Genomic DNA, 17,591 nt, shown 5'->3' on the forward strand with positions numbered 1-17,591 from the left:
GGGGGATCAGTTCCTTCCGGCCGGTGCGGACACTCGCCCGCCGGCCTGCTTGCGCTGCTGCTGGAGCTGCTGGCGGATGATCTCCAGGCTCCGCGTCACGGCGCCCACCTCGTCGTGGTGGCGCGGGTACAGGACGGTGCGGCGGCCGCCGTCGGCGAGCGCCTCGGCGCGCCGGGCGAGCTCGCGCAGCGGGGCGATCACGATGATCTGGAGCCAGCCCAGGCAGGCCGCGCCGACCGCGAAGCCGAGCAGGCCGGCGAGCACGGTGCGGTTCTGCAGGCTGTACTCGTGGATGGCCAGGCCCTTGGCGGACTGCCAGCTGACCACGGTCCAGTCCAGGGGCTTGGCGGCGCCGCCGCCCACGAACGGCGCTGCTGCCGCGATGACGTGGTCGCCGCCGCTGCGGTACAGGACGCTGCCGGGCCGCGGGGCCATGCCGACCTTGAGGGCGGAGCCCTCGACGAGGGCGTCGAGCCGCTCGTCGCCGAGCTTCTCGAAGGCGCGGTAGCCGTTGTTGGAGGCGATGACCCGGTGCTGGGAGTCGACCACCCGGATCTCCCCCAGGCCCGGCCGCTTGAGCAGCGAGTTGAGGAAGTCGATGCGCAGCTCGCCGACGACCGCCGAGCCGGTGTCGCCCGGGAGCTGGGCGGTCGCGACGACGACCGGCTTCTTGCCCTCGTGGAGGGTGATCGGCTCCTTGCGGGGGCCCTTGGCGCCGGCGGCCTGCGGTGTGCCGCCGGCCTGGGCGAGGACCTTGCCGCCGGCGTCGAGCACGTAGAGGGAGTCGTAGCGCAGGTGTTCCCGGGCCGTGCGTTCCAGGACGGTGGTCATGTGCTGCGGGGTCGTGTCGTCGCCCATCAGCGAGGCGACGGACTGCAGGTCGGCCTGGCCCTCGTTGAGGGCGCGCCGGATCCGGTCGTTGAGGGTGTCGGTGCGCTCCCGCTGGTCGTTGACCAGCTGTTGCGGTACGACGACGTCCGCGCCGGCCCGGTTGACCAGCAGGCCCAGCGGCACGCACCAGGCCAGCAGCAGGACCCCGCACAGGGCGAGGAGGGTGCGGGCGCCCGTACGGCGCTTCCGCCTGCCGGAGGGGTCGGGCGGCTGGGGTGCGTCCTGGTCAGCCAGCTGGCCGCGCAACCGCTCCAGGGCGGTCCCGATCCGGGCCGCCTCGCTCCCGCGGGGGACGGACACCGGGCGGGCCAGGTCTCCGCGGGTCAGTCGCCGGCTCTCCAGGAACAGGGTGATCAGCGGCCGTTGCACGGTGGCGACGAGCAGCGCCACGACCAGGGCGCCGACCAGCAGCAGGGCGCCGGCCAGGACCAGTCCGGCGAAGGCGTCGGAGGTGCGGGCCGGGTTCTGCGCGACGTTGACCATGGCGACGACGGTCAGCTCCAGGCTGGTGGCGCTGGTGCCGACGCCCGGTTCGGGTCCGGCCAGGCGGGCGTAGCCCGCGGCGGCGCGTTCACCGCCCCATTCGCCGCCTGTCAGGCTGCCGCTGACGCCGGGGAAGCCGCCGGAGCCGGGCTCCTTCGTGGTCAGGGGGTTGGCCTTGGTCCGCTTCGCCGCGGTCTTGGCGAAGGAGCGCAGCTGCTTGGTGTCGCGTTTGACGTCGGCGCGCTGGAGGTCGGTGAGGACCATCTCGGGCTCGGGGATGCCGTCGTTGCTGAGCACCGTGCCGTCGGAGCCGACGACGGCGATGGCTCGGAAGTTGCCGAGGCTGATGCCGGGGAAGCGCAGGCTGCTGGAGGCGACCAGCAGCTGTTGGGGCTGGTCCTTGAAGGACAGCAGGGAGAGGGTGAGCAGCCGGGTCTCGCCGTTGGCCAGTTTGACCATGCGGGGGGCCAGGCCGCCCTCGCCGGTGAGCCGGGTGCGGTCGATCGCGGTGAGGGGGAGGTTCTCGCCGCGGGCGGCCAGCAGCCGGCCCGAGCTGATCTCGACGACCGCGGTGCCGCGCCACTTCTGGTAGACGCTGCCGATCTTGTCGAGCACGGCGTCCGGGGGGACGGGCTTCCCGGCGGAGAACAGGGCCGCGGCCCGGTCGAGGTCGGTGACGCTCTCGTCCAGCGAGGCGCGCAGGGCGACCGCGCCGTCCTCCGCGAAGTGCTGCTGGGAGGTGAGCACCGCGGCGGGCAGCCGGCCCTCGCGGACGTTGCCCAGGGTCACCGCGGTGAACCCCGCCAGGGCGAGCAGCAGCACCGACAGCACGGTGATCGGCGGCCTGATCCCGCCGAGCAGCGACATGTCGGCCCTGCGGCCGGCCTTGCGCCGCCGCTTGCTGCGGGGTGCGGCCACGGCTGGTTGTCCTTCCTGGGACGGCTCGGAGAGCGGGGAGGTCGTTTCTTCGCCTGCTGAGGTACGGAGCGGGGTCACCCGGGCAGCCCTCGCAGGGGGCGCAGCCCGTCCTTGCCGGCGCCGCGGTTGAGCATGGTGCCCTGGGTGCGCTCGAAGGCCAGGCGGTAGCGGGCGCGCTGTTCCGGCAGCAGGCCGCTGTCCTTGCCGAGGGCCTCCACGACGTCGACCAGGCGGTGGTCGCGCACCGGCTGCGCGTCCGTGCCGGGCAGCTCCGATCCCGGGGTGCCCTCGGGGTCCGGCGGGATGTCGGTGAAGGTGGGCACGAAGCGGGCCTGTACGTCCCAAGTGCCGTTCTTCTCGCTGAACTCGAACCAGCCGATGGCGCCCTCCTCGGTCAGACCGCTGGGCACGTCGTGGCGGGCGAGCTGGTTGCCGAGCCCGTAGGCGACCCACGTGCCGTCGACCTTCTCCATCGGCTGCACGACGTGGGCGTGGTGGCCGATGACCAGGTCGATCCCGGTCTCCTTGGCGATCTTGCGGGCCAGTTCCAGTTGCGGGTTGCTCGGGTTCGGCTGGTGTTCGCGGCCCCAGTGGATGGAGAGGATCACGACCTCGGCGCCGGCCGCGCGGGCCTTCTTCTCGGCCGCGGCGATGGCCTTGAAGCTGGTGAGGTTGGCCAGCCAGGGCTTGTCCTTGGGGACCTCGCGGCCGTTGAACCCGAAGGCGAAGGAGATCTGGCCGACCTTGACGCCCTTGACGTCCAGGATCAGGGGTGTGTCGCGTTCCTCCCGGCTGCGGGCGGATCCGGTGTGCTTGAGGCCCTCGTGGTCCAACGTGTCCAGGGTGCGGAACACGCCGTCCGGTCCGTGGTCGAGGGTGTGGTTCGAGGCCGTCGAGCAGGTGTCGTAGCCGACGTTCTTGATCGCCTTGGCGATCTGCGGGGGGACGAGGAAGTCGGGGTAGGTCTGGAAGGGGCCGTTCGGCTTGCCCAGGACCGGCTCCATGTGGCAGATGCCGAGGTCGGCCTTGCTGATGACCGGTTTGACCCCCGCCATGATCCGGTCGAAGTCGTACCCCGTCTGTCCGGCGGCCCGGGCATCCCGGGCGGCCTGGTCGGTCAGCTGCGGGTGGATGAGGATGTCGCCCGCGGCGGCGACGGTGAAGGAGCGGCCCGCGCCCTTGGCGCCGGAGCCCGCCGCGTCGCCCGACGGCCCCTGGTTCTCCTGCGGGCCGCCGAGGAGGCCGCACCCCGCGAGCGAGAGGCTCAGCGGGAGGACGAGGAGCGCCGCGCGGGTCAGGGCGGGGGCCGGACGGGGAGGAGCGATTTTCACTCGGCTATTTTCAGCCAGTGCAGACTGCGGAGTTCACAAAGGGTGTAACGATTGGTGTGATCTTGTGCGGCGTGATCGCGGCGCTGGTGGCTTACGCCACTTTTGATCCAGGCAATTCGGCCGAAAAGGGAGCCACTCGCTCCGCGCCCCCTGTGGCGGAGGACATAGATCTACTGGACCGTGTCACCCGCTTCGCCGGGGAGTTCGGTGTGACGGGCGGTTACCGCACGCCCACGCAGGCCGAAAAGGCGATCATCGTCGACGGCGTTTCCCACCTGTTCGACGGGAATGTCGACAAGGCGCGTGACCGGCTGGCCGAGGTGGACTACACGCTCGACACCTTCACCGACGCCGGCGGCGGACGCCGCTTCGCGGAGGTCTCCGACGCGGCGGGCCGGCCCGGGTCCGCCCACCGCGGCTGGGGCCGCGTCTACGTCGACCTCGGCGCGCCTCCCCGCTGGTCGGTCCAGGTCCCGCACCCCGTCGCCGACCAGGGGACCGAACGGCTCGGGGCCAGGGTCCTGCGCGGCGCCCCCGGCGGGGTCATGGTCATGGCGGGGGCCCACCGTACGGCGGGTTCGGCGGCAGGCTCGGGCGCGGCGGAGGCGGAGGGGGCGGGCGACGTGGCGGACGGCGGGGACGAGGGGGACCCGGCCGACATGGCGCACCGCACGGACTCGGTCTTCCACGCCGTGGTCGCCGAACTCACCCGGCGCGGCCTGCCGGGCATCCAGCTGCACGGCTTCGCCGACGACTCCGTCCCCGGCAGCGACTCCGTCGTCTCCACCGGCGCCGGGAGCCGGGCGGTGCCGGACGCCGAACGGCTCGCCGACAAGCTGGCCGGGCAGGACGTCGCGGTGTGCCGGGCGTGGTCCGCCCCGTGCAAGCTGTCGGGCCGGACCAATGAGCAGGGCCGGCTCGCCGCCCGGCACGGGACCCGCTTCCTGCACGTGGAACTGAGCAGGACCCTGCGCTCAGGCTCCCGCCGGATGGACGAGACCGCCCGGGCGATCACGTACGTCACCACGGGGTGGTCGCGGGACACCCGCTAGTGCTGCGAGGGGGCCGGGATCCCGTTCGCGGGATCCCGGCCCCCTCGGCCGTCGGTGTGCGACTACTGCGTGACCTCGTCGTGGCCCGTGTGGAGGCCGCCGCCACCGCCGCTGCCGCCGGGGGTCGGCGTCGACACGACCGGCTTCGACAGCGGGGCGAGGTCGTGGGCGTAGTGGCCGACCGCGTCCGCGATGATGTCGACGTTGATGTCGAGTGCCTTGTGGTCGATGTTGGTGATGTCGTCACCCTTGCCGTGGTAGTTCACGTCGTAGGCGACACCGGCCTGACCGCCGAACTTCGCGGCCTCCTCGGGCGTCTTGATGCCCTCGGCGCCGGTGAAGGTGCCGCCGGACGGGATGCCGACCTCGATGAACGGGCCGTAGTCCGAGCGGCCGGAGAAGTCCGTGCCCGCGTGCGGGATGTTCTTCGAGTCGAGGAAGTCGGTGATCCCCTTCTCCAGCTGGGCGGAGCCCTCCGGGCCGGGGCCCGCGCCGACGCCGTCGGAGTCGTCGCCGTCGTAGACGAAGTACGCGGCGTTCGGCGAGGCGATCATGTCGAAGTTCAGGTAGAGCTTGATCTGCTTCTTCTGCGCGTCCGTCAGACCGCCGACGTACGCCTCGGAGCCCAGCAGGCCGAACTCCTCCGCCGACCACCAGGCGAACTTGACCTTGTTCTTGACCTTCTTCTGCTCGCTCGCGAGGCGCTGGGCGACCTGGAGGATGCCCGCCGAGCCGGAGCCGTTGTCGTTGATGCCCGGGCCGGCCGCGACCGAGTCGAGGTGCGCGCCGAGGAAGACGGTGTTGTCCTCGTCGCCGCCCTTGGTCTCGGCGATGACGTTGAAGGTCTTGCGGTTCTCGCGCAGCTCCCGGATGTCGAGGGTGAGCTCGACGGGACCGGCGGCGGCCTCGGCGGCCAGCTTCTCGCCGTCCTGCTGGGTGATGCCGCCGGTCGGGACCTTGCCGACGGTCGGGTCGCCCAGGGTGCCGTTCAGGGCGCCCGCGGTGTTGTTGTAGATGACGGCGCCGACCGCGCCGGCCGCGGCCGCGTTGGCCTGCTTGGCCGCGAAGGTGCAGCCGCCGCGCTTGACGAGGGCGATCTTGCCGGTGAAGGCGCCCGCGGCGAAGTCGCCCGGCTCGCAGCCGTTCGTCCCGTCCGCGTCGACCGGGGCGACGGCGACCTCGGCCGTCACGCCGCCCTCGGGGGTGCTCGTCGTGTACGTCATCAGGTGCACCGGGATGTCGCGCCCGTTCGCACCGTTCACCGTCAGCTTCTCGGCGAGTGCCTCGACGTACACGAAGTCGAACTCGTTGCGGGTGACCGTGTAGCCGGCCGCCTTCATCACGGCCTCGACGTACTTGGCCGACTGCTCGTGGCCCTTGGAACCGGCCGCCCGGTTGCCGTTGTTGTAGTCGGCGATCGACTGGAAGACCTTGAGGTGGTTGAAGGCTCCCTTGCCGGTCGCGTCCTTGACCAGCTTCCGGGCCAGAGCGTCGCCGCGGGCGGCGTCGCTCTGCGGGCTGGTGGCGCCGGCCGGTCCGGCGAGCAGCAGCGGTGAGGCGAGGGCCGCGGCTGCCAGGGCGGCGGTTGCTGCGGCTATACGGCGTGAGGGCATGAAGGTCCTTCCACGACAGAGGCGATCAGGGCAGGCGTAGCTGGGCACGACAAGGCGGAGCAGGCACAGCACGGCGGAACGCGACGGACCGCTCTTGCGGACGCGGTGCGCGTTGCGTGGGGGAACAGTGAGCGCACGTTAGACAGCAAGTGGCCATCATGGCCAGAGTTTTCGCTGATTTCGGTTTATGAATTCCGTATATCGGTGACTCTGGGCCGGTCAAATCCGGCCATCCGCCCGCTGTTTGCTCCTAGCGGAGGACACCCTCCAGGAAGTCGGATCCGATACGCGCAACAGCGCCCAGATCCAACTGGTGCTGGGCATAACGGCCCTGCCTTCGCGTATGCATCAGACCGGCCCTTTTCAGGACGGCCAGGTGCCGCGACACCTCCGGCGCGGTGATCCCGTGCACGTTCGCCAGTTCGCTCGTCGTGTACGGGGCCCGGGCCAGACTCCGGCACAGCATCATCCGCATCGGGTGCGCCAGCGCCTCCATCCGCCGCTGGAGCAGCTCCACCGAGCCCGGTCCGGAGGCCGGCCCGGGGGTGTCGAGCGGATAGTGGACCACCGGCCGCCACTGCGGTGCGTGCAGCACCAGCAGGTGCGGCCAGCCGAAGTCGGTCGGCACGAAGACGAGGCCGCTGCCTATTCGGGGGTCGGTGGCCGTGGTGGTCCCGTGGACCATCTTGTCGGCGGTGACGGTGGTGAGGCCCTCGTCGACGCTCAGGGCCGCCGAGACGTCCTTCAGCGCGGCCGGCAGGCCCTTGCGGCGCAGCAGCTCGGCCTTGTGCCGGGCGTCGGCGCTCTGCCCGGGCTCCACGCGCCGCCACGTCGCGGCGAAGAACGCCTCGTCGCAGTCCTCCAGGAGCCGCCTGAGCCACACCCGCACGGCCGCGGTGTCGTCCAGCAGCCGCACGGAGAAGTCCAGCTGCCGCGGGCCGCGGGCGGCGGCCGCCTCCAGCGCCCTGGCCCGGGCCGCCGCGTCCTTCAGCGGCGAGGGCCCGCCGCCCTCGTTGTAGAGCCCCAGCCGGCAGTGTTCCAGGGCGGCCCCCACGAACCGCTCGTCGTCCAGCCGGTCCACCACGTCGAGCTCCTCGGCCAGCGTCGCCGCCGGCCGCCCGGACCCGCCGGGGATCCCGGCGAAGGCCATGAAGATGTCGGAGAAGGAACTGCGCCACAGGAAGTCGGCCTCCAGCAGCCGGTCCGCGAGACACGGACCGAGCGAGGCGGAGGTGGCGGCGGTCCAGGCGGCGAGCCGCGGGTGGTGCGACGGCTGCGAGAGAGCGTGCAGGGCCATGCAGAGCTCCGCGAGGGGGGACGGCGCGAAGGTGATCCGCTCGTGGGGGAGCCCGGCGATGTCGATGGTGACGCTCATCGGGCCATTCTGTCCGTTCCCGCACGTCGGGACGGCGGTTCCGGGCGCCCGGCGCCTGCCGTACGGGTGGCCGCGCGGGCCCCGCCACGGCCGCCGGACGAGTGATCGTCACCGCCCCGCGGCGGCCGCCGGCCGGGACGATTGACGCGGAACGTCAACCGTCGTGCGGGACGGGGCCGACCGGGTGAGGGTGTAGTCATGACAGCGATCGAGCAGTACCTCATCGACACCTACCGCGCGTCCCAGCACGGGGACCCCATGCCCCCGCCGCCCGGCCGGGACGACGTCGCCGTCGTCCGCGCGGCCCGCTCCTACCAGCAGTTCCGGGCCGTCCTGGACGGCGGCGAGGCCCGCCGCCCCTGGCGCGCCGCCCTGCGCCGCATACTGACCCGCCCGCACCCGTGCTGAACCGTGCCCGGAAGTGACCGGTGGCCGCCGGAGGTGACTGCCGGCCGGTGCCGGCGGACCGCCCGCCCCTGCCCGGCCCTGGACTAGCCCTGTCCCGCCCGTGGCGCACCCTTGACCGACTGGAGGAAGGCCGTCCACGCGGCGGGGGAGACGGTGAGGTGGTCCTTGCCGGGGTCGGCGCTGCCGGCCACCTTCACGGCCGCCCCCGGGGTGGCCGTCGCGACGTGCACACAGGCTTCACCGGTGCCGCAGTAGGACGATTTCTGCCAGCTGAGCACGGACATGGAGGTGTTCCCTTCACAGGGTGCGCAGGATGCTGTGGATGAACTGGCTGCTCTCCTCGCGGCCGAGGGCCATGGTCTCCATGTGGTCGAGGAGGAGCCGGTAGCCGTCCAGCCGGGCCTCGGCGTCCACCAGTGCCGGACCGTGTGACTGGTCGAGGTGGACCGTGTCGAGCTGCGGCACAGGACCGTGGGCGTAATAGATCGACTGGCCGGCGCCGGGGAACGATCCCGCGTCGAAGGGGATCACCAGGATCCGGACTTGGCTTCGTTGCCCCATCTCCATGAGGTGGGCGAGCTGCCCCTTCACGACGGCACGTCCGCCGAACTGCATCCGCAGGGCCGCTTCGTGGATGATCGCGGTATACGGGATGGGGTCGCTCCGGTAGAGCACGTCCTGTCGCTTGATCCGGTGGGACACCCGGTGTTCGACCTCGGGTGGGGTCAGCTCCGGAACCACCTGCCGGAAGACTTCCCGCGCATGGTCCGCGGTCTGCAAGAGGCCTGGGACGTGAGCGGTGCAGGCGGCGCGCAGCGTCAGCGCATGGTGTTCAAGTTCGGCCAGGTCGAGGAGGCTGGGCGGAAGGACCTCCCGGTACTGGTCCCACCAGCCGTTCGTGCGGTCGGCGGCCATCGCGGCGAGTGCGTCGACGAGTTGTGGGTCGCAGACGGAGTAGACCCGGGCCATCGCACGGACGCGGTCGGGGCTCACTCCGAACCTGGCGCTTTCCACATTGCTCAGCTGGCCCGAGCTCGTGCCGATCGCAGTCGCGGCCTCGGCGGCGGTCATACCGGCCCGCTCGCGGAGTTTGCGCAGTTCGGCGCCGAGCCGGGCGCGACGGGCCGTGGCTACGGGGCGGGTGACCATGTTCACTCCTCACTCACACGAGGGAATCGAGGCATCGAAGCCCTTGGATTCGCGCAAAGAATCTTTGGCGACCTCTAGTCTGGGACGCAGGCCACCCCGCCCGGAAGTACCCCGCTCGACGGAGCGGCACGGTCACCGGGCAGCACGCGCAATGCCACCAACACCCCTCCGGGATCGGAGACTTCCATGCCTGCCACCGTATCTCCGTCGTGGGCCTACAGCCTGCAACTCCCGCAAGATCCCCGCGCCCCCGGTCTCGCCCGCCAGACCCTGCGGTCCGTGCTCCGGACACACGCCATGAGCGCACTCGCGGAGACGGCCGAGCTGCTGGCCGGCGAGCTGCTGGCCAACGCCTACCTCTACTCCGACGGCCCCTACACACTCCGGCTCCGCGCCATGGGATCCACCCGGCTGCGCGTCAGCGTCTGGGACAGCAATCAGCACATCCCTGCGCCCTTCGGAGCGGATCCTTGCGCCGAGGCATCGCCGTCGGGCGCCGAGCGGGGCCGCGGGCTGTTCCCCGTACGGGCGTACGCCGCGAACTGGGGCGGCTACCCGCTCGGTGGAACGGGGCTGTACGGGGACGCCGGGGGAAGCTGCTGTGGGTCGAGGTCCGCGCCTGACGGGACCGGGACCGTACCCCGTGGGGTACGGCCCCCGTCCCGGCGGCGTCACTCGAAGTTCGGCGCGTTGCGCTGGTACACCAGCCGCAGACCGATCAGCGTCAGCCACGGCTCGTGGTCGTCGATCACCGACGACTCGCCCAGCACCATCGGGGCCAGACCGCCGGTCGCGATGACCCGGACGTCGTCCGGATCGCCGTTCGGCCCGGCCAGCTCCTTGGCCATCCGGGCCACGACCCCGTCGACCTGACCCGCGAAACCGTAGATCACGCCCGACTGCATCGCCTCGACCGTGGACTTGCCGATCACGTGGCGCGGCCGGGCCAACTCGATCTTGCGCAGCTGGGCACCCCGTACGCCGAGCGCCTCCATCGAGATCTCTATCCCCGGGGAGATCACCCCGCCCACGTACTCGCCCTTCGCGGACACCGCGTCGAAGGTCGTCGCCGTACCGAAGTCGACCACGATCGCCGGGCCCCCGTACAGCTCGACCGCCGCGACCGCGTTGATGATGCGGTCCGCGCCGACCTCCTTCGGGTTGTCCATGAGGATCGGCACACCCGTCTTGATGCCCGGCTCCACCAGCACCGCCGGCACGTCGCCGTAATAGCGCCGGGTGACCTCGCGCAGCTCGTGCAGGACCGACGGCACCGTCGAACAGATCGCGATGCCGTGGATCCCGTCGCCGAGCTCGCTGCCGAGCATCGGGTGCATGCCCATCAGGCCCTGCATCAGCACGGCCATCTCGTCGGCCGTGCGCCGCGGGTCGGTCGAGATGCGCCAGTGCTCGACGATCTCGTCACCGTCGAACAGGCCCATGACCGTGTGGGTGTTGCCTACGTCGATGGTGAGGAGCACCGGTTACACCGCCTCGCGCAGATCGAGACCGATGTCCAGGATCGGCGAGGAGTGGGTCAGCCCGCCGACCGCCAGGTAGTCCACGCCGGTCTCCGCGTACGCCCGGGCGGTGTCCAGCGTCAGCCGGCCCGAGGACTCCAGCACCGCGCGGCCGGCCACCAGCGTGACGGCCTCCTCGGTCTCCGGGACGGTGAAGTTGTCCAGCAGGATCAGGTCGGCGCCCGCGTCCAGGACCTCGCGGACCTGGTGCATCGTGTCGACCTCGACCTCGATCGGGACCTCCGGGAACGCCTCGCGCACCGCGTTGAAGGCCTGCGCGACCCCGCCCGCGGCGACCACGTGGTTGTCCTTGACCAGCGCCGCGTCCGACAGGGACATGCGGTGGTTGACGCCGCCGCCGCAGCGGACCGCGTACTTCTCCAGCGAGCGCAGCCCCGGCGTGGTCTTGCGGGTGTCGCGGACCCTGGCCTTCGTGCCCTCCAGGACGTCCGCCCAGCGGCGGGTGGCCGTCGCGATGCCCGAGAGCCGGCACAGGATGTTCAGCGCGCTGCGCTCGGCCGTCAGCAGGTCGCGGGTGCGGGCGCGGACCGACAGCAGCACCTCGCCGGCCTTGACGGTGTCGCCGTCCTCCGCGTGCCGCTCCACCTCGAAGGCCTCCGTGCACACCACGGAGAACACCGCCTCGGCGATGCGCAGGCCCGCCACGACACCGTCCTCGCGGGCGACGAAGTCGGCGACGGCCTCGGCGTCCTCGGGGACCGTGGCCACGGTGGTGACGTCCACGCCGCCGTCGAGGTCCTCGGAGAGCGCCATGTGGGCGATGTCCTCGACCTCGATCGGGTCCAGGCCCGCGTCCGCGAGCAGCTGGGCGAGCGCCGGGTCGAGGCCGCTCTCCTCGCCGTCGCCGCAGGCGCAGTCGTCACCGCAGCCGCCGTCGTTCTGGTCGATGAGGGGAAGTTCGGGGGTGCTCACGGTCACTGCTCCAGGCTCGGGTTGCTCAGGGGGTGCACGGACGGGAGGTCCGCGGAGTCGGTGGGTACGACGACCAGGGCCCGCTTCTCGGTGGCCGAGAGCCGGACCACGAGGTGGCGGCGCCACCGGGCATCGTCCCGGTCCGGGTGGTCCTCGCGCCAGTGGCAGCCGCGGGTCTCCTCACGCCGCCGCGCGGCGGCGACCAGGACCCGTGCCACGCACAGCAGGTTGGTGGCCTCCCAGGTGTCCACACCCGGTTCGGCGGTCTTGCCGTGCGCCTCGAGATCGTTCAGGGCGGCGGCGTACAGCCCTTCCAGGGCGTCGGCCGCCGCTTCCAGCGAGGCCGCGGAGCGGAGCACGCCCGCGCCGTCCGTCATGATCCGCTGGATCTCGTAGCGGGCCCCGGCGGGCTGCAGCGGGCCGGTCGAGGGGACCGGTACGCCCGGGCCGCCCCCGCCGTGCTCCCGCGAGGTGATGTCCGCGGCGATCCGCTCGGCGAAGACCAGGCCCTCCAGCAGCGAGTTGGAGGCGAGCCGGTTCGCGCCGTGCACGCCCGTGCACGCGACCTCGCCGCAGGCGTACAGGCCGGGGACGGTCGTGCGGCCGTGCAGGTCGGTCCGTACGCCGCCGGAGGCGTAGTGCGCGGCGGGCGCCACCGGGATCGGCTCCGTCACCGGGTCGATGCCGTGCGAGCGGCAGGCGGCCAGGATCGTCGGGAAGCGCTGCTCCCACATCCGCGCGCCGAAGTGCCGGGCGTCCAGGTACATGTGCTGCGCGCCCTGCTCCTGCATGCGGCGCATGATGCCCTTGGCGACGATGTCGCGCGGGGCCAGCTCGGCGAGCTCGTGCTGGCCGACCATGAAGCGCACGCCGTCCGCGTCGACGAGGTACGCGCCCTCGCCCCGCACCGCCTCCGACACCAGCGGCTGCTGCCCCTCGGCGTCCGGCCCCAGGAACAGCACCGTCGGGTGGAACTGCACGAACTCCAGGTCGGAGACCTCGGCCCCGGCGCGCAGCGCCAGCGCCACTCCGTCGCCGGTGGACACCGACGGGTTCGTCGTGGCGGAGAAGACCTGGCCCATGCCGCCGGTCGCGAGGATCACGGCGGGCGCGTGGACGGCGCCGACGCCGTCGTGCTGGCCCTCGCCCATGACGTGCAGGGTGACCCCGGCGGTACGGCCCTGCGCGTCCTGGAGGAGGTCGAGGACGAGGGCGTTCTCCACGGTCTCTATGCCCGCGGCGTGCACGGCCTCGACCAGCGCCCGCGAGATCTCGGCGCCGGTGGCGTCGCCGCCCGCGTGCGCGATCCGCCGGCGGTGGTGGCCGCCCTCCCGGGTCAGCTCGATCTCCCCGGTCTCGGCGGAGGTGTCGAAGACCGCGCCGGTGTCGATCAGCCGCCGCACCGCGTCCGGGCCCTCGGTGACGAGCAGCCGTACGGCCTCCTCGTCGCACAGGCCGGCGCCCGCGACCAGGGTGTCGTCGAGGTGCTGCTCGGGGCTGTCGCCCTCGCCGAGGGCCGCGGCGATACCGCCCTGCGCCCAGCGGGTGGAGCCGTCGTCGAGCCGGGCCTTGGTGACCACGACGGTACGGCGGCCCGCGGCCGCGCAGCGCAGCGCGGCGGTCAGACCCGCCACACCGGAGCCGACGACCACGACGTCGGCGTCGAGGGACCAGCCGGGCGCCGGCGCGTGCAGCCGTATGCCGGTGCTGCCGGCCGGGCCTCTGCCAGGGGTGCTCACGAGTGTGCTCCGAATTCCAATGGGATGTTGTCGATCAGCCGGGTCGTGCCGACCTTCGCGGCGACGGCCAGCACGGCCTGCCCGGTGAAGTCGGGACCGGCCTCGGTGAAGTCCTTCGGGTCCACCAGCGCCAGGTAGTCCAGCACGAGCGGCGGCTCCGAGCGGGCCGCGTCGTCCAGCACATGGCCCGCCGCGGCCCGTACGGCGTCCGGCAGGCCCGTGCAGGCCGCCGAGACGGCGTGGGCGTCGGCCGAGGCACGGATCTCGCCCAGCCTGGCCAGGGCGGTGGCCCGCTCGTCGCTGGCCGGGGCGGCCTCGGCACGGGCCCGCAGCGCCGCCTGCGCGGCGAGCCGGTCGCGGCCGGCGAACAGGGCGCGGGACAGCGCCAGGGCGGTCTGCCGGTCCGCGGGGGAGAGGTAGCGGTTGCGGGACGACAGGGCCAGGCCGTCCTCCTCGCGGACGGTCGGTACGCCGACCACCTCGACGGGGAAGTTCAGGTCGGTCACCATCCGCCGGATCAGGGCCAGCTGCTGCGCGTCCTTCTGGCCGAAGAGGGCCAGGTCGGGGCGGGTCAGGTGCAGCAGCTTGGCGACGACGGTCAGCATTCCGTCGAAGTGGCCGGGCCGGGTGGCCCCTTCGAGGCGCTCGCCCATCGGGCCGGCGCTGATCCGCACCTGCGGGTCCCCGCCCGGGTAGACCTCGTCCACGGCGGGGGCGAACACCGCGTCGGCGCCCGCCTCTTCGGCGATCGCGAGGTCCGCGTCGAGGGTGCGGGGGTAGCGGTCGAGATCCTCACCCGCCCCGAACTGCAGCGGGTTGACGAAGACGGTGACGACGACCTGGCCCTCGGGCCCGGCCTGCTCGCGGGCCGTGCGGATCAAGGTGGCGTGGCCCTCGTGGAGGGCGCCCATGGTCATCACCACGGCCCGCCGTCCGGTGCGCGGCAGCTTGTGCAGCTCATCGGCGGTGTGCAGCAGCAGCTCGGTCACTGGTCGCCCCCGTCAGGGTCCGTGTCGGCGAGTACGCCGAGCAGGTCCTCGGCGAGTTCGGGCTTGAGCAGACCGTGCGCGAGGGCCCGGTCGGCGGTCGTGCGGGCCATCGCCAGGTAGCCGGCGACCGTGCCCGGCGCGTGCCGGCGCAGCTCCGAGACGTGCGCGGCGACCGTCCCCGCGTCACCGCGGGCCACCGGCCCGGTCAGGGCCGCGTCCCCGGAGCGCAGGGCGTTGTCGAGGGCCGCGCCGAGCAGCGGGCCGAGCATCCGGTCGGGGTGCGCGACCCCGGCCTTGCGCAGCAGCTCCAGCGACTGGGCGACCAGCGTGACCAGGTGGTTCGCGCCGAGGGCGAGGGCCGCGTGGTACAGCGCGCGGTTCTCCTCGGCGATCCACTCCGGTTCGCCGCCCATCTCGATGACCAGGGCCTCGGCGGCCAGCCGCAGCTCGTCGGGGGCGGTGACGCCGAAGGAGCAGCCGGCCAGCCGCTGCACGTCGACCTCGGTGCCGGTGAAGGTCATCGCGGGGTGCAGGGCCAGCGGCAGGGCGCCCGCCCGGCGCGCCGGGTCGAGCACGGAGGTCCCGTACCGGCCCGAGGTGTGCACGAGGAGTTGTCCCGGGCGGACCGCTCCGGTCTCCGCGAGCCCCTCCACGAGCGCCGGCAGCGCGTCGTCGGGCACGGTCAGCAGGACCAGGTCGGCCAGTTCCAGCACCTGGGCGGGTGGCACCAGCGGCACGTCGGGCAGCATCCGCGCGGCGCGGCGCACGGAGGTGTCGGAGACGCCCGACACGGCGACGGGACGGTGGCCCGCCTGCTGGAGCGCGCGGGCCAGCGCCGGGCCGACCCGGCCCGCCCCGACGACGCCGACGGTGAGCCGGGCAGGGCGTGGCTGCTGTGATGGATTCACGCGGGGAATGCCTTCCGTTCCAGTCCGCGGGGGTACCGGACGATACGCCGCCATGCTAGCCCGTGGGGCTCTTGGCCGGTCGGGGACGAGGGGCGAGGATCAGGGGTCATGAACGACAGCAACGACGAAGCGCAGCGCACGGCCCGGCTCGTGGCGGCCTGGCGGGCGGCGGGCAGGACCCTGACCCGCAGCCCGCGCGAAGCCACGGTGGGGGAGTCGCTGGCACGGCTCGCCGAGGCCCCGTACGCCTACGACATGGACGCGCCGGGCGACATCTACGGCGACGGGATCGTCGCCGAGCTGGAGCGGCGCGTCGCGGAGCTGCTCGGGACGCAGGACGCCGCGTTCTTCCCCAGCGGCACGATGGCGCAGCAGGTCGCGCTGCGCTGCTGGGCGGGCCGGACGGGCAACCCGGTCGTGGCGCTGCACCCGCTGAGCCATCCGGAGATGTGGGAGGGCGAGGCCCTGTCGACGGTCTCCGGGCTGCGGGTCGTCCACCCGACGACCGAGTCGCGCCAGATGACCGCGGAGGAGGTCGAGGACGTCCGGGAGCCCTTCGGCACGCTGATGCTGGAGCTGCCGCTGCGCGAGGCCGGGTTCCTGCTGCCCACATGGGAGGAGCTCCGGGCGCTGGTGGAGGCCGGCCGGGAGCGGGAGGCGGCGATCCACTTCGACGGGGCCCGGCTGTGGGAGTCCACCGTCCACTTCGGCCGCCCGCTGCCGGAGATCGCCGGGCTCGCCGACTCCGTGTACGTCTCGTTCTACAAGTCGCTCGGCGGCCTGAGCGGGGCGGCCCTGGCCGGGCCGCGGGAGTTCGTGGAGGAGACCCGGGTCTGGCGCCACCGCTACGGGGGCCAGATCTTCCGCCAGTTCCCGCAGGCCCTGGCCGCACTGGCCGGGCTGGAGCGGGAACTGCCGCGGCTGCCGTCGTACGTGGCCCAGGCGCGGATGGTGGCCGGGGCGCTGCGCGAGGCCCTGGCGAAGTCCGGCGTCCCGTGGTCGCGGGTGCACCCCGAGGAGCCGCACACGCACCAGTTCCAGGTGTGGCTGCCGTACGAGCCGGACCGGCTGACGGACGCGGCCCTGCGGCAGGCCGAGGAGACGGGCACGGTCCTCTTCCGCCGCTGGTCGCCCGGCGGCCCGCCGGGCCTGGCGGTGACCGAGGTGGACGTCACCGAACCGGGCCTGTCGTGGACGGAATCCGACGTCCACGAGGCGGTCTCGGCCTTCACAACCCGCATCTGACCCCGCCCGCCGGGGGCCGGCCGGTGCCCAGCCACAGCCGGCCACCCCCGCGCCAGCCAGCCGGCCCCGCCACTGCCGGCCGCCCCCGCGGCTGCCAGCCGGACCCCTGCCGCTGCCAGCCCGACTCCCGCCGCGGCAGCCGGCCGGACCCCTGCCGTGGCCGCCGGCCGGCCCCGCCGCTGCCGGCCGCCCCCGCGGCTGTCGGCCGGACCCCTGCTGCCGCCGGGCGGGCCCGACGCAGTCGGCCCGGATTCCCGCCGCCGCTGCCAGCCGGACCCCTGCCGCTGCCAGCCGGACCCCTGCCGCGGCCGGCCGGCCCCGGCCGTAGCCGGACGCCCCCGCGGTAGCCAGCCGAACCCCCGCCGCTGCCGGGCCGGCCCCGCCGCTGCCGGGCCGGCCCCGCCGCTGTCGGCCGGACCCCTGCCGTGGCCGTCGGCCGGCCCCGCTGCTGTCGGCCGGCCCCCGCCGCCGCTGGCCGCCCCCGCCGCCGCAGGCCGGACCCCCGCCGCTGCCGGCCGCCCCCGCGGCTGTCGGCCGGACTCCTGCTGCCGCCGGGCGGGCCCCGACGCAGTCGGCCGGATTCCCGCCGCCGCTGCCAGCTGCCCCCGCGGCCGCCCGGCCGGACCCCCGCCGCTGCTGGCCGGACCCCTGCCGCGGCAGCCGGCCGGCCCCCCAAGCTGCCCGGCCGGACCCGCCGCCGGCCGGGCCCCGGCCGTAGCCGGACGCCCCCGCGGTAGCCAGCCGACCCCCCGCCGCTGCCGGGCCGGCCCCGCCGCTGCCGGCCGGACCCCTGCCGTGGCCGCCGGCCGCCCCCGCAGCTGTCGGCCGGGCCTTCGCCGCCGGCTGGCCCCGAAGGTGCCCAACCGGCCCCGCCGCCGCAGGCCGGGCCCCGCCGTAGCCGGACGCCCCCGCGGCAGCCGGCCGAACCCCCGCCGCTGCCGGGCCGGCCCCGCCGCTGCCGGCCGGACCCCTGCCGTGGCCGTCGGCCGGCCCCGCTGCTGTCGGCCGGCCCCCGCCGCCGCTGGCCGCCCCCGCCG

The 17,591-nt window shown here is 73.7% G+C and carries 14 protein-coding genes and 1 pseudogene; 4 read left to right on the forward strand and 11 right to left on the reverse strand.

Going from position 1 to position 17,591, the window contains the following annotated elements; genetic code table 11:
* Positions 1-6: 6 nt before the first annotated feature.
* Both AVW11_RS08725 and AVW11_RS08730 read right to left on the reverse strand, forming a co-directional pair.
* The gene (locus AVW11_RS08725; RefSeq protein ID WP_076043695.1) at positions 7-2,241 is read right to left on the reverse strand and encodes a HAMP domain-containing protein; all 2,235 of its coding nucleotides are present in this window, start codon (positions 2,239-2,241) and stop codon (positions 7-9) included.
* A gap of 125 nt (positions 2,242-2,366) precedes the next feature.
* The gene (locus tag AVW11_RS08730; RefSeq protein WP_240528151.1) at positions 2,367-3,617 is read right to left on the reverse strand and encodes a CapA family protein; all 1,251 of its coding nucleotides are present in this window, start codon (positions 3,615-3,617) and stop codon (positions 2,367-2,369) included.
* Between the two features lie 158 nt (positions 3,618-3,775).
* Between AVW11_RS08730 and AVW11_RS08735 the strand changes: the two genes are divergently transcribed.
* Positions 3,776-4,675: a hypothetical protein gene (locus AVW11_RS08735; RefSeq protein WP_076043689.1), complete on the forward strand. Its 900-nt coding sequence runs from the start codon at positions 3,776-3,778 to the stop codon at positions 4,673-4,675.
* 62 nt (positions 4,676-4,737) lie between these two features.
* Here AVW11_RS08735 and AVW11_RS08740 read toward each other — a convergent pair whose 3' ends face one another.
* Together AVW11_RS08740 and AVW11_RS08745 are read right to left on the reverse strand one after the other, a co-directional pair.
* Positions 4,738-6,288 carry a M28 family metallopeptidase gene (locus AVW11_RS08740; protein WP_030846067.1) on the reverse strand — a complete coding sequence of 517 codons (1,551 nt, stop codon included), beginning with the start codon at positions 6,286-6,288 and terminating at the stop codon, positions 4,738-4,740.
* Positions 6,289-6,538: 250 nt separating this feature from the next.
* Positions 6,539-7,663: a DUF5937 family protein gene (locus tag AVW11_RS08745; protein WP_060176988.1), complete on the reverse strand. Its 1,125-nt coding sequence runs from the start codon at positions 7,661-7,663 to the stop codon at positions 6,539-6,541.
* A 198-nt stretch (positions 7,664-7,861) separates the two neighbouring features.
* Here AVW11_RS08745 and AVW11_RS08750 point away from each other — a divergent pair, with 198 nt between their 5' ends.
* Complete coding sequence (locus AVW11_RS08750) at positions 7,862-8,071, forward strand: hypothetical protein (RefSeq protein ID WP_030846073.1); 210 nt, start codon at positions 7,862-7,864, stop codon at positions 8,069-8,071.
* 83 nt (positions 8,072-8,154) lie between these two features.
* On the opposite strand, the gene AVW11_RS08755 is transcribed toward AVW11_RS08750, so the two are convergent.
* Both AVW11_RS08755 and AVW11_RS08760 read right to left on the reverse strand, forming a co-directional pair.
* Positions 8,155-8,355 carry a DUF397 domain-containing protein gene (locus AVW11_RS08755; RefSeq protein WP_076043690.1) on the reverse strand — a complete coding sequence of 67 codons (201 nt, stop codon included), beginning with the start codon at positions 8,353-8,355 and terminating at the stop codon, positions 8,155-8,157.
* Between the two features lie 13 nt (positions 8,356-8,368).
* On the reverse strand, positions 8,369-9,220 hold the full coding sequence (locus AVW11_RS08760) for a helix-turn-helix domain-containing protein (RefSeq protein ID WP_060176986.1): 852 nt from the start codon (positions 9,218-9,220) through the stop codon (positions 8,369-8,371).
* 186 nt (positions 9,221-9,406) lie between these two features.
* Here AVW11_RS08760 and AVW11_RS39075 point away from each other — a divergent pair.
* Positions 9,407-9,691: pseudogene (locus AVW11_RS39075) on the forward strand (ATP-binding protein); the annotation flags it as partial.
* A gap of 200 nt (positions 9,692-9,891) precedes the next feature.
* Here the strand turns inward: AVW11_RS39075 and AVW11_RS08770 are convergent.
* From AVW11_RS08770 to AVW11_RS08790, 5 genes are read right to left on the reverse strand one after another with little or no spacing between them, the layout of a single operon-like run.
* The gene (locus tag AVW11_RS08770) at positions 9,892-10,701 is read right to left on the reverse strand and encodes a type III pantothenate kinase (protein WP_030846082.1); all 810 of its coding nucleotides are present in this window, start codon (positions 10,699-10,701) and stop codon (positions 9,892-9,894) included.
* A gap of 3 nt (positions 10,702-10,704) precedes the next feature.
* Positions 10,705-11,673 (reverse strand): carboxylating nicotinate-nucleotide diphosphorylase, encoded by a 969-nt coding sequence (nadC, locus tag AVW11_RS08775; protein WP_030846085.1) that lies wholly within the window; start codon positions 11,671-11,673, stop codon positions 10,705-10,707.
* 2 nt (positions 11,674-11,675) lie between these two features.
* Complete coding sequence (locus tag AVW11_RS08780) at positions 11,676-13,412, reverse strand: L-aspartate oxidase (protein WP_060176984.1); 1,737 nt, start codon at positions 13,410-13,412, stop codon at positions 11,676-11,678.
* Positions 13,409-14,401 (reverse strand): pantoate--beta-alanine ligase, encoded by a 993-nt coding sequence (gene panC, locus AVW11_RS08785; RefSeq protein WP_030846091.1) that lies wholly within the window; start codon positions 14,399-14,401, stop codon positions 13,409-13,411. Before panC ends, AVW11_RS08780 begins: the two co-directional genes overlap by 4 nt.
* Positions 14,398-15,363: a Rossmann-like and DUF2520 domain-containing protein gene (locus tag AVW11_RS08790; protein WP_381785869.1), complete on the reverse strand. Its 966-nt coding sequence runs from the start codon at positions 15,361-15,363 to the stop codon at positions 14,398-14,400. Before AVW11_RS08790 ends, panC begins: the two co-directional genes overlap by 4 nt.
* A gap of 54 nt (positions 15,364-15,417) precedes the next feature.
* Here AVW11_RS08790 and AVW11_RS08795 point away from each other — a divergent pair, with 54 nt between their 5' ends.
* Positions 15,418-16,554, forward strand: coding sequence for a threonine aldolase family protein (locus AVW11_RS08795; RefSeq protein WP_076043691.1), 1,137 nt, complete (start codon positions 15,418-15,420; stop codon positions 16,552-16,554).
* Positions 16,555-17,591 lie beyond the last annotated feature (1,037 nt).

This window comes from Streptomyces amritsarensis (assembly GCF_001953875.1).
In the GTDB taxonomy this organism is placed as follows: Bacteria; Actinomycetota; Actinomycetes; order Streptomycetales; family Streptomycetaceae; genus Streptomyces; species Streptomyces amritsarensis.